Annotated in this window: 7 protein-coding genes and 3 rRNA genes; 1 reads left to right on the top strand and 9 read right to left on the bottom strand. The window is 64.4% G+C overall.

Translation table 11 applies throughout. The features are described from left to right. Window positions 1-76 precede the first annotated feature (76 nt). A complete protein-coding gene (locus ACXDF8_RS06265) occupies window positions 77-1,102 on the top strand; it encodes an AbrB family protein (RefSeq protein ID WP_457222393.1) in 1,026 nt (341 codons plus the stop codon). 8 nt (window positions 1,103-1,110) lie between these two features. On the opposite strand, the gene recN is transcribed toward ACXDF8_RS06265, so the two are convergent. The 9 genes from recN to ACXDF8_RS06220 form a co-directional block, all read right to left on the bottom strand. Beyond that, window positions 1,111-2,868, bottom strand: coding sequence for a DNA repair protein RecN (gene recN / locus ACXDF8_RS06260; RefSeq protein WP_457222392.1), 1,758 nt, complete (start codon window positions 2,866-2,868; stop codon window positions 1,111-1,113). Window positions 2,869-2,875: 7 nt separating this feature from the next. Continuing rightward, on the bottom strand, window positions 2,876-3,799 hold the full coding sequence (locus ACXDF8_RS06255) for an NAD kinase (protein ID WP_457222391.1): 924 nt from the start codon (window positions 3,797-3,799) through the stop codon (window positions 2,876-2,878). Continuing rightward, window positions 3,796-4,605: a TlyA family RNA methyltransferase gene (locus ACXDF8_RS06250; RefSeq protein WP_457222390.1), complete on the bottom strand. Its 810-nt coding sequence runs from the start codon at window positions 4,603-4,605 to the stop codon at window positions 3,796-3,798. Before ACXDF8_RS06250 ends, ACXDF8_RS06255 begins: the two co-directional genes overlap by 4 nt. Window positions 4,606-4,613: 8 nt before the next feature. Next, the gene (locus tag ACXDF8_RS06245) at window positions 4,614-4,850 is read right to left on the bottom strand and encodes a hypothetical protein (protein ID WP_457222389.1); all 237 of its coding nucleotides are present in this window, start codon (window positions 4,848-4,850) and stop codon (window positions 4,614-4,616) included. Window positions 4,851-4,871: 21 nt separating this feature from the next. Further along, a complete protein-coding gene (locus ACXDF8_RS06240; RefSeq protein WP_457222388.1) occupies window positions 4,872-5,888 on the bottom strand; it encodes an HAD-IIA family hydrolase in 1,017 nt (338 codons plus the stop codon). Between the two features lies 1 nt (window position 5,889). Next, the gene (locus tag ACXDF8_RS06235; protein WP_457222387.1) at window positions 5,890-6,726 is read right to left on the bottom strand and encodes a tetratricopeptide repeat protein; all 837 of its coding nucleotides are present in this window, start codon (window positions 6,724-6,726) and stop codon (window positions 5,890-5,892) included. A gap of 168 nt (window positions 6,727-6,894) precedes the next feature. Next, window positions 6,895-7,007, bottom strand: a 5S ribosomal RNA gene (gene rrf / locus ACXDF8_RS06230). A gap of 107 nt (window positions 7,008-7,114) precedes the next feature. Further along, window positions 7,115-10,230: ribosomal RNA gene (locus ACXDF8_RS06225) — 23S ribosomal RNA — on the bottom strand. A gap of 403 nt (window positions 10,231-10,633) precedes the next feature. After that, window positions 10,634-12,155 (bottom strand): 16S ribosomal RNA (locus tag ACXDF8_RS06220). Together the 16S, 23S and 5S rRNA genes form the textbook arrangement of a ribosomal RNA operon. Between the last annotated feature and the right edge of the window lie 123 nt (window positions 12,156-12,278).

Genomic DNA, 12,278 nt, shown 5'->3' with positions numbered 1-12,278 from the left:
TCATTCGGGACAGAGGGACAGATCAGGCGGAGTCTCGGCGTGCGGCGCGGTCGTTCGGGCCTTACCGTTGTGCGCCATGCGCCGCTGGCTTGTGCTGATCGTGATGGTCGCGGCGGTATCGTCGCTGTTCGCGGTCGCACGGTTGCCCACGCCACTGCTGTTCGGTGGGCTGGTCGGCGCGCTGGTCTACGCGCTGATGCGGCCGCAGGCTCCGCTGCGGCTGCCCGACTCCTGGTTTCAGGCGGGACAGGCGGTGATCGGTGTCATCGTGGGCGCGTCTATGGACTGGCGTGGCCTGGGCACCCTCGGACCCCGGTGGCTGGTCGTCGTCGGCGTCTCGTGCTTCTCACTGATCGTCAGCGTGCTGGTGGGGCGTTTGCTGATCCGTCGTGGGGCCACCCCGGTGACGGCAACGTTCGCCTCGGTGGCTGGCGGCGCCGCGGGCCTGACCGCGATGGCCGACGACCTGGGCGCCGACGCGCGCGTCGTCGCGGTGCTGCAGTACCTGCGGCTGCTCGTCGTGCTGGTCACGATGCCACTCGTCGTCACGTTGGTGTTCGGGGTGCGCTCCGACGGTGTCGCACTGGCGGGCACCGGCACGAACTGGTGGGTCGACGTGCCGTTCGCGGTCAGCGCCGTCGTCGGCGGCCTGCTGGCGGGCCGGCGGTTGCGGCTGCCGGCGGCGGCGATCCTCGGCCCTTTGCTGGTGGCGGCGCTGATGAAACTGCTGCCGTTCTTGGAGCACGCCGCGGTGCCACCGGCCATCGAGGCACTGGGTTACCTGGTGATCGGGGTGCAGGTGGGCCTGAAGTTCACCGCGGCGAGCGTGCGGGCCATCGGCCGGATGCTGCCGACGGCGCTGCTGACGGTCGTGGTGACCCTGTTGGCGTGCGCCGGGCTGGGCTGGGTGCTGACCGTCACCACCGACGCCTCGCCATTGGACGCCTACCTGGCGACCACGCCCGGCGGCATCTACGGGGTACTCGGCGTGTCCGCGGCGACCGGCGGCGACGTCGGCTTCGTCGCGGCGGCCCAGATGTTGCGGCTGCTCATCGTGCTGGCCAGCGCACCGCTGATCGGGGCCTACCTGCGCCGGACCTGACCGGGCTCTCAGCCCGCCCGGTCCTCCTGCGCGGCCGCCAACAGCTCGCGGGCATGGGCGCGGCCGGTGTCGGACTCCCCCAGCCCGGCCAGCATGCGAGCCAGCTCGGCGACCCGTTGTTCGTTGTCCAGCCGCCGCACCTCGCTGGCGCCGGTACCCGTGCTGTCGACGACCAGATGGCTGTCGGCGTAGGCGGCCACCTGCGGCAGGTGGGTGACGACGATGACCTGATGGGTGCGGGCCAGCCTGGCCAACCGGCGGCCGATCTGCACCGCGGCCCGGCCGCCCACCCCGGCGTCGACCTCATCGAACACCATCGTGGTGCCCTCGGCCGAGGCAGCGAGCACCACCTCCAGGGCGAGCATGACGCGCGAGAGCTCGCCGCCGGACGCGCTCTTGTTCAGCGGCAGCACGTCGCTGCCGCGATGCGCGGTGAACCCGAACTCGACCAGGTCGATGCCGTCGGCACCGGCGTGCACCGTCTCCCCGGACGGCAGCCGCAGCGGGGCGCTGTCGTCGTCGCGGGCCGGCATCGCCGAAACCTGCACCGCGAAGTCCGCCTGCGCCATCGCCAACCCGTTGAGTTCGGCGGTAATCGCTTTGGCCAGTCCCTTGGCCGCTTTCGTCCTGAGCTTGGACAACTCCAGGGCGGCGGCGGCCACCTGCGCGGCCAGCTCGTCGACGCGGCGGGCTAGCCCGCTCAGCGCATCCTCGGAGACGTCGAGCTGCTCCAGCCGCGCCCTGGACTGTCGTGCCCACGCGAGCACCCCGTCGACATCGGCGGCGTACTTACGAGTGAGACTGCGCAGCTCGCCCTGCCGAGCCAACTTCGCTTCCAACGCGCTGGCATCCTCGGGCAGGTCGCCAAGGAAGTCGCCGAGTTCGCGAGCGACGTCACCGACGACGGTGAGCGCGTCGGCGAGCTGGCGGGCCAGGGCGGCGAGCGCAGAATCGTCCGTGGATTCCAGCAGCGACACCGCCCGGCCGAGGGTGTCCGTCGCCGACTGCGGCTCACCGCCGGAGAGGTCGTCGACGGCGGCCGACAGGGCGCTGCGGGCGCCGGCGACCGCCTCACGCAGCGCGTCCAGCTCGGAGAGCCGGCGGATGTCGGCCACCAATGCCTGGTCTTCCCCGGGTGCGGGATCAACGCCGTCGATCTCGGCCAGCGCGAACTTCAACTGGTCGGCTTCTTGGGCCAGCTCGCGGGCACGGTTCGTGCGGTCGACAAGGTCGCGGCGGGCCAGCAGCCATTGGTCGCGGACCTTTTTGTAGCGCTCCAGCTTGGCGTCGACACCGGCGAAGCGGTCGAGTGCGGCTCGCTGTTCCTCCGGGCGCATCAGCCGCAGCTGGTCGTTCTGCCCATGCAGGGTCAGCAGCTCTGCGGTGAACGTGCTCAGCGACTTCGCCGGCACGCTGCGCCCGCCCAGGTAGGCCCGCGACGGTCCGTCGCGACTGACGGTACGCAGCGCGATGATGCTGCCGTCGTCGTCGCGCTCGGCGCCCGAGGAGTCCAGTATCTCGTCGATCCGGGCGGCCGTGGCCGCGTCGAGTTCGGCGGTGACGAACCGGCCTTCGGCCACGGCGCGGTTCGCGCCGGAGCGCACCCGGGTGGCGTCGGCGCGCGCTCCGCCCAGTAGATGCAGCCCGGTCACGACCATGGTCTTGCCGGTGCCGGTCTCTCCGGTCAGGACGGTCAGCCCACGGTCGAACTCGGCGGTCGCCGCCTTGATCGCACCCAGCGATTCGATCCGGATCTCAGCCAGCATCGCCGGCTCACTGCCCTCGCCAGCCGGTGACCGGCAGGCGGAACTTGCGGACCAGGCGATCGGTGAACGGTGCGCTGTCCAGCCGCACCCACTTCAGCGGCGTCGTGCACTTGGTCACCTCGAGGCGACCACCGGCGGGCACCCGCATCTCCCGTCGTCCGTCGCAGAACACCGGCGCCTCGTGGCTGTCGGCGTCGATCTCGATAGCGATGAGGGCGTGCGGGCTGGTCACCATCGGGCGGGCGAACAACGCGTGGGCATTGTTGGGCACCACGATGATGGCCTCCAGGTCCGGCCACACCACCGGGCCGCCTGCGGAAAAGGCGTAGGCGGTGGACCCGGTGGGGCTGGACACCAGCACGCCGTCGCAGCCGAACGCCGACACCGGCCTGCCGTCGATCTCCAGAACCACACCGATCACGCCGAGCCGGGCGCCCTTCTCCAGGCTTGCTTCGTTGAGCGCCCAGCCGCGGGAGACCACCTGCCCGTCGACGCGCACAGCGATGTCCAACGTCATCCGATGCTCGATGCGGTAGTCGCGGGCGATGACGTGTTCGAGGACGGCGTCGAGGGCCTCGGCTTCGGCCTCGGCCAGGAAGCCGATGCGTCCGAGGTTGATCCCCAGCACCGGGATATCGGCGTTGCGGGCCAGCTCGGCCGCGCGCAGGAAGGTGCCGTCACCGCCGAGCACCAGCACCAGTTCGCACCCGACGGCGGCGTTGGCTTCGGCGTCGACGACCTCGACATCGACGCCGCGAGACCGGATGTCGGCGGGGTCCAGCCGCGTGGCGCCGCGGTCGACGGCCTCGGCGGAGAGCACACGTAGCCCGATGCCGTTGTCGCCCAACACTTTCTCGACCCGTCGTGCGGTCTCTGTTGCCACGTCACGGCCGGTGTGTACGACGAGCAGGATCACCCGCTCACCAGTCATTGCGGTCCTTCCGCGACGGCGCGGCGCACCGCGGCGTCCAGTTCGTCTCCGTGCAGCCCGCGTCCGGTGTCGGCGCGCAGCAGGAGAAAGTATTCGACATTGCCCGACGGCCCGGGAAGCGGGCTCGCGGTGACTCCGACGGTCTGCCACCCTAGGGTTTCGGCGCGGGCGGCCACGCCCAGTACCGCGCTGGCCCGCAGGTCCGGATCGGACACCACACCGCCGGAGCCGACCTGCTCGCGGCCGACTTCGAACTGTGGTTTCACCATGGGAACGATATCGGCGTCGGTTGTCGCGCAGGCGGTCAGCGCGGACAACACGGTGGCCAGCGAGATGAACGACAAGTCGGCGACCACGAGGCCGACGGGTCCGCCGATAGCGTCCGGGCGGAGGTCTCGGACGTTGGTCCGTTCGATGACCGTCACCCGGGGATCCGAGCGCAGCGACCAGGCCAGCTGCCCGTAGCCGACGTCGACGGCCACCACCTCGGCAGCGCCGCGGTCCAACAGCACCTCGGTGAAACCACCGGTCGACGCTCCGGCGTCCAGGCAGCGCCGTCCCTCTGGGTCGACACCGAAGGTGTCCAGGGCGCCAATCAGCTTGTGTGCACCACGGGAGACCCAGGTGCGCTCGTCGCCGGCCTCGACGGTCAGGTTGGCGGTGATCGACACCGCCGTGGCCGGTTTGACCGCCCGCATGCCGTCGATGCTCACTCGGCCCGCATCGATCAGTTCGGCCGCCTGCTGGCGCGATCGGGCCAGTCCACGACGGACCAGCTCAGCATCAACCCGGGCACGCCGCGTCATGGGGGAACTCAGCCCTTCTCCACCGATTCCAGCGCATCCACCAAGATCTGGTGCGCTTCTTCGAGCCGGCGTCCCACCGCGTCGATGTCGACGTCGACGTCGCCAGGGTCGACGCTGGGAAGATCGGCCAGCGCGGCATCGACGGCGGCGCGGATCTGTGCGGGATCGGTGTTCATCTCGCCGTTCACGCTAGTCGATCCGCCGTCCTGCGCATGGACCAGCACCGGCGATGTCGACGACATCATTTTGGCCGACTCGACTTCCCGTCAGCGAGGATCGTCGGTGCTGAGCAGCGACCAACGCTGCAGCGCGGCGCGGGCGGTGTGGTCGCCTGCCCGAACCGCGGCGCCGCGGCTCAGCGACCACACGGCGTGCGCGGCGGCACGCACGATCGAGAGTCCGTCGGGTCCGGGGTCTGCGCCGGTGGCCGTGATCGTGACGGTGTCCTCGGATACCTCGACCCGCCAGGCCGGGTGTTCGGCCACGGCGAGATCGTCCGACGGGGTGTGCAGATCGCGAAGATCGGCGCCGATGTAGGTGGGCCGTTCGCGCGGCGCGGCGTGGACCGCCTCCGCGGCGGTGCTGACCCCGCACAGCACCATCAGACTGGGCAGCTCGGCCGCGCTGGCACCGGCGATGTCGGTGTCCAGGCGGTCGCCGATCACCAGCGGCGAACGAAACGTGCCCCGCGCCAAAGCATCCCGCATCAGGGCGGGTGCTGGTTTCCCGGCCACCTGCGGTTCGGCATCGGTGGCGGTGCGCAGGGCGGCAACCATCGACCCGTTGCCGGGCAACAGACCTCGCTCGGTGGGCAGTGTGCGGTCGACATTGGCCGCCACCCACACAGCACCGGCCCGGATGGCCAGCGCGGCCTCGGCCAGATCCGGCCATCCGGTGGCGGTCGAGTGCCCCTGCACGACGGCGACGGGATCGTCGTCGAACGTCCGCACCGGCTCCAGTCCGACGGCCGAGATCTCGTCGGCAAGCGCATCGGTGCCGACGATCAGGACCTTGGCGCCCGCCGGCAACTGGTGCGCGAGCAGACCCGCCGCGCTCTGCGCGCTGGTCACCACATCCGCCGCATCGGCGCTGAAGCCGAGTTCACGAAGATGCTCGGCGACCTCCTCGGCGGCCCGGGACGCATTGTTGGTGACGAACAGCTTTCGGGGCGCTGCGGCGGACTCCAGTGCACCGACGGCCCCCGCAGTCGGCTCCTGGCCCCGAAACACCGTGCCGTCGAGATCGAGCAGCAGGCAATCATGTTGCTGCGCAAGGGTGGTCACGTCAGGCCAGCTCGCCGACCCGGTCTTCGGCATCGGTGACGCCGTCGATGTCGGCCGCGGCAGCGTGGAGGAACCACTGAAGCGCGTCATCGCTGCGGCCAAGAGCGAGCAATGTGTCGGCATAGGCGTAGAACAGCCGGGCGGCGGTGGAGCCAGTGCGGCTGGGATCCGGCTGGGGGCTGGACAGCACGGCGAGGGCTTGTTCCAGCTGGCCCAAATCGGCGCGCGCACCGGCGGCGACGATCCGCATCTCGTCGGCGTCGTCACCGGTGAGCTGGGCAGCCTCCGGGCTGCGGGCAAGTTCGACGGCACGCTCGGGGCGCCCGACACCGCGTTCGCAATCGGCGATCAGCGGCAGGAGCTGAGATTTACTGCCCATTCGGCGGGCCGCCCGAAATTCGGAAAGGGCCTGCGCCCAGTCACCGCACTGGTAGGCCGCGATACCAACGGCCTCGCGCACCGCGGCGATGCGCCCCGAACGGGCCCGGGCGGCCTGAGCGTGTTCGAGAGCCGCCTGCGGATCCTCGTCGAGCAGCTCACCGGCAGCCACCAGGTGGCGGGCCACCATGTCAGCGGTAGTGCGGTCCAAAGTCGATAGCTCACCACGGATTTCGGGCGAGAGCTGCTTGGCCTCGATGGTCGGCGGGATGGCCGGACCGCTTGGCCTTGCGTGTGTGGCGTCACCGTCACCGGCGGGTTGCGGCTGCGCCGGTCGGGCTCGGCCGGGGCCCGATCGATGCGGCGGGTTGGCACCGCGGCGATCACGGTTCCCGCCGCCGGCCCCTGCGGGACGCCGCGGCGGACGCCCGCCGGATTTGCCTTGCCTGTCATCGACCACCCGTAAATGATACGGCCAGCGGCGAGAGGGCCACAATTCGGACTTCGAATTCGGAATGCGCAATGTGCAATTCGGATAGCGGGCACCAAATAGAAAGAGAGAACAAGATAAAAGCGAGACAAAAGAGGAACGCCCCCCGATTGCTCGGGGGGCGTTCCATCAATTTGTGTTCGGCGGTGTCCTACTTTTCCACCCTGTTGGGTAGTATCATCGGCGCTGGTAGGCTTAGCTTCCGGGTTCGGGATGGGACCGGGCGTTTCCCTGCCGCTATGGCCGCCGTAACTTTATTCACTCGTTTGTGAGTGTGAATCTGTGTTTTGGTGGTGGGGTGTGGTTGTGGTGTGGTTGCGGGCGTGTGCGTCTCTTTCAACCGTTGGTGTTGATTGGTTGTTGTAAGTTTTCGGCCGGTTAGTGCCAGTTCCCTGAACACCTTGCGGTGCGTGTAGGTCTGGTCTATCGATCCCGTGGTCTGCGGGGGGCCTTATCCCTCTAAAAGGGTGAGAAGCCTGGTCTTGGAGAAGGTTTCCCGCTTAGATGCTTTCAGCGGTTATCCTGTCCGAACGTGGCTATCCAGCGGTGCCCCTGGTGGGACAACTGGTGTACCAGAGGTTCGTCCGTCCCGGTCCTCTCGTACTAGGGACAGGTTTCCTCAAGCTTCTGACGCGCGCGGCGGATAGAGACCGAACTGTCTCACGACGTTCTAAACCCAGCTCGCGTGCCGCTTTAATGGGCGAACAGCCCAACCCTTGGGACCTGCTCCAGCCCCAGGATGCGACGAGCCGACATCGAGGTGCCAAACCATCCCGTCGATATGGACTCTTGGGGAAGATCAGCCTGTTATCCCCGGGGTACCTTTTATCCGTTGAGCGACACCCCTTCCACTCGGGGGTGCCGGATCACTAGTCCCGACTTTCGTCCCTGCTCGACATGTACGTCTCGCAGTCAAGCTCCCTTGTGCACTTGCACTCAACACCTGATTGCCGTCCAGGTTGAGGGAACCTTTGGGCGCCTCCGTTACATTTTAGGAGGCAACCGCCCCAGTTAAACTACCCACCAGGCACTGTCCCTGGACCGGATATACGGTCCGAGGTTAGAAGTCCAATACGATCAGAGTGGTATTTCAACAACGACTCCACCCACACTGGCGTGTGAGTTTCACAGTCTCCCACCTATCCTACACAAACCGAACCGAACGCCAATACCAAGCTATAGTGAAGGTCCCGGGGTCTTTTCGTCCTGCCGCGCGTAACGAGCATCTTTACTCGTAGTGCAATTTCGCCGAGTCTATGGTTGAGACAGTTGAGAAGTCGTTACGCCATTCGTGCAGGTCGGAACTTACCCGACAAGGAATTTCGCTACCTTAGGATGGTTATAGTTACCACCGCCGTTTACTGGGGCTTAAATTCTCCGCTTCACCCAAGGGTTAACGGGTCCTCTTAACCTTCCAGCACCGGGCAGGCGTCAGTCCGTATACATCGTCTTGCGACTTCGCACGGACCTGTGTTTTTAGTAAACAGTCGCTTCTCACTGGTTTGTGCCACCCCCCACCGCTGCCCACCGCAAGGGTGATGACAGTAGGAGGTCCCCCTTCTCCCGAAGTTACGGGGGTATTTTGCCGAGTTCCTTAACCATAGTTCACTCGTACGCCTTGGTATTCTCTACCTGACCACCTGTGTTGGTTTGGGGTACGGGCCATGTGTGTGCTCGCTAGAGGCTTTTCTTGGCAGCAGAGGATCACCGAATTCGCCTCACTCGGCTATGCATCACCTCTCAGACATATGAGATACGGATTTGCCTATATCTCGTCCTACAGGTTTACCCCAGTATTACCACTGACTGGTACGGCTACCTACCTGCGTCACCCCATCGCTTGACTACTACCCACCCGGGTCCCGCGCAGCCAGCCAGCGGTGGCCCCCGAAGGGAACACTCACCGACCATTTGGGCGGTTAGCAGAATAGATTCATCAGGGACGCCCACACACGGGTACGGGAATATCAACCCGTTGTCCATCGACTACGCCTGTCGGCCTCGCCTTAGGTCCCGACTCACCCTGGGCGGACTGGCCTGCCCCAGGAACCCTTGGTCTTTCGGCGGGCAAGGTTCTCACTTGCCTTATCGCTACTCATGCCTGCATTCTCACTCCCACACCCTCCACCACTCGATCACTCGGCGGCTTCACTGGATGCAGGACGCTCCCCTACCCAACGACACAAGGTCGTTGCCGCGGCTTCGGCGGTGTGCTTGAGCCCCGCTACATTATCGGCGCACAATCACTTGACCAGTGAGCTATTACGCACTCTTTCAAGGGTGGCTGCTTCTAAGCCAACCTCCTGGTTGTCTCTGCGACTGCACATCCTTTTCCACTTAGCACACGCTTAGGGGCCTTAGCCGGCGATCTGGGCTGTTTCCCTCTCGACGAACGGAGCTTATCCCCCGCCGTCTCACTGCTGCGCTCTTAGACTTACCGGCATTCGGAGTTTGGCTGACGTCAGTAACCCTGTGGGGCCCATCGGCCATCCAGTAGCTCTACCTCCAGTAAGAAACACGCAACGCTGCACCTAAATGCATTTCGGGGAGAACCAGCTATCACGGAGTTTGATTGGCCTTTCACCCCTACCCACAACTCATCCCCTCAGTCTTCAACCTAAGTGGGTTCGGGCCTCCACGCGGTCTTACCCGCGCTTCACCCTGGCCATGGGTAGATCACTCCGCTTCGGGTCCAGAACACACCACTACACCACACACTCCTGTGTGGATACGCCCTATTCAGACTCGCTTTCGCTACGGCTACCCCACCCGGGTTAACCTCGCGACATGTCCCTGACTCGCAGGCTCATTCTTCAAAAGGCACGCCATCACCCCACGCAAGCGAGGGCTCTGACGGATTGTAGGCACACGGTTTCAGGTACTATTTCACTCCCCTCCCGGGGTACTTTTCACCATTCCCTCACGGTACTAATCCGCTATCGGTCACTGGGAAGTATTCAGGCTTACCGGATGGTCCCGGCAGATTCACAGCAGATTTCACGGGCCCGCTGCTACTCGGGGACATGTCACGACAGAGAACACGTTTTCGTCTACGGGGCTCTCACCCACTACGGCAGGCCATCCCAGACCACTTCGACTAACACATTCTTTTCTCACTGACGCCCAGACCGGCAGATCTGAGAAGACACACCCCACAACACCGCACCCACAACCCCTGCCGGGTATCACATGAGCACGGTTTAGCCATCCTCCGCGTTCGCTCGCCACTACTAACGGAATCACTTTTGTTTTCTCTTCCTACGGGTACTGAGATGTTTCACTTCCCCGCGTTCCCCCCCAACGCCTATACATTCAGCGTTGGGTGACACGACATCACTCGTGCCGGGTTTCCCCATTCGGACATCCTCGGATCAACGCTCGGTTGGCAGCTCCCCGAGGCTTATCGCAGCCTCCTACGTCCTTCATCGGCTCCCAGTGCCAAGGCATCCACCATGCGCCCTTAAACACTTACAAACACAAAACCAATATCAAAAGAAATTGCACATCAACACCCACACAAACCCCCCACCACAGTCCAAAGACCCCGGCCAGGAACGCTCGCATGCGTGCTAGATGCTCGCAACCACTATCCACAAATCAAACACCACACCCCACCACCAAAGTGAGGCAACAACACGCCGACCCCACCACCGCGAGGCCACCCCGCAAACCGAGGCACAGGCTTGTTGTCTCAAAGCCCAACAGTGTGTTTGGCAGCACCAGAAAAGCCCCCACAGGGAACTCCCCGTCTCCGGCTACTTTGCTTGTCATGCACCAGACCCCCACCCACTACAGGCAAAAGGCCATCCAACGAATCGACCAGAACACCGAACCCCCACACGATGTGGGCGGGCCTGATACTCGTGGTGCTCCTTAGAAAGGAGGTGATCCAGCCGCACCTTCCGGTACGGCTACCTTGTTACGACTTCGTCCCAATCGCCGATCCCACCTTCGACGGCTCCCTCCCACAAGGGGTTAGGCCACCGGCTTCGGGTGTTACCGACTTTCATGACGTGACGGGCGGTGTGTACAAGGCCCGGGAACGTATTCACCGCAGCGTTGCTGATCTGCGATTACTAGCGACTCCGACTTCACGGGGTCGAGTTGCAGACCCCGATCCGAACTGAGACCGGCTTTGAAAGGATTCGCTCCACCTCACGGCATCGCAGCCCTTTGTACCGGCCATTGTAGCATGTGTGAAGCCCTGGACATAAGGGGCATGATGACTTGACGTCATCCCCACCTTCCTCCGAGTTGACCCCGGCAGTCTCTCACGAGTCCCCACCATAACGTGCTGGCAACATGAGACAAGGGTTGCGCTCGTTGCGGGACTTAACCCAACATCTCACGACACGAGCTGACGACAGCCATGCACCACCTGCACACAGGCCACAAGGGAACCGACATCTCTGCCGACGTCCTGTGCATGTCAAACCCAGGTAAGGTTCTTCGCGTTGCATCGAATTAATCCACATGCTCCGCCGCTTGTGCGGGCCCCCGTCAATTCCTTTGAGTTTTAGCCTTGCGGCCGTACTCCCCAGGCGGGGTACTTAATGCGTTAGCTACGGCACGGATCCCAAGGAAGGAAACCCACACCTAGTACCCACCGTTTACGGCGTGGACTACCAGGGTATCTAATCCTGTTCGCTCCCCACGCTTTCGCTCCTCAGCGTCAGTTACTGCCCAGAGACCCGCCTTCGCCACCGGTGTTCCTCCTGATATCTGCGCATTCCACCGCTACACCAGGAATTCCAGTCTCCCCTGCAGTACTCCAGTCTGCCCGTATCGCCCGCACGCCAGAGGTTAAGCCTCTGGTTTTCACGAACAACGCGACAAACCACCTACGAGCTCTTTACGCCCAGTAATTCCGGACAACGCTCGGACCCTACGTATTACCGCGGCTGCTGGCACGTAGTTGGCCGGTCCTTCTTCTATAGGTACCGTCACTTGCGCTTCGTCCCTATTGAAAGAGGTTTACAACCCGAAGGCCGTCATCCCTCACGCGGCGTCGCTGCATCAGGCTTGCGCCCATTGTGCAATATTCCCCACTGCTGCCTCCCGTAGGAGTCTGGGCCGTATCTCAGTCCCAGTGTGGCCGGTCACCCTCTCAGGCCGGCTACCCGTCGTCGCCTTGGTAGGCCATCACCCCACCAACAAGCTGATAGGCCGCGGGCCCATCCCACACCGCAAAAGCTTTCCCCTCCCAGACCATGCAGCCAGAAGGGTGTATTCGGTATTAGACCCAGTTTCCCAGGCTTATCCCAAAGTGCAGGGCAGATCACCCACGTGTTACTCACCCGTTCGCCACTCGTGTACCCCGAAAGGCCTTACCGTTCGACTTGCATGTGTTAAGCACGCCGCCAGCGTTCGTCCTGAGCCAGGATCAAACTCTCCAAACAAAAACCCCTCCCAAAGAAGGCGAATTCACAATCAGAGAAAATCTGACCTAACAAAAACGACACCAAAACTGGCATCACAAAAGCCACACCCCAACACGGGGGTATCAGAATGCAGCAAAAAAA

The organism is Mycolicibacterium sp. CBM1 (assembly GCF_054073305.1).
The sequence above is the reverse complement of the archived record's forward strand: the minus strand, read 5'-3'. Positions and strand labels throughout refer to the sequence as shown.

Bases quoted from the DNA above. Each gene is read 5' to 3' on its own strand.
- ACXDF8_RS06265 (WP_457222393.1), top strand. From the start codon at position 77: ATGCGCCGCTGGCTTGTGCTGATCGTGATGGTCGCGGCGGTATCGTCG.
- recN (WP_457222392.1), bottom strand. From the start codon at position 2,868: ATGCTGGCTGAGATCCGGATCGAATCGCTGGGTGCGATCAAGGCGGCG.
- ACXDF8_RS06255 (WP_457222391.1), bottom strand. From the start codon at position 3,799: ATGACTGGTGAGCGGGTGATCCTGCTCGTCGTACACACCGGCCGTGAC.
- ACXDF8_RS06250 (WP_457222390.1), bottom strand. From the start codon at position 4,605: ATGACGCGGCGTGCCCGGGTTGATGCTGAGCTGGTCCGTCGTGGACTG.
- ACXDF8_RS06245 (WP_457222389.1), bottom strand. From the start codon at position 4,850: ATGATGTCGTCGACATCGCCGGTGCTGGTCCATGCGCAGGACGGCGGA.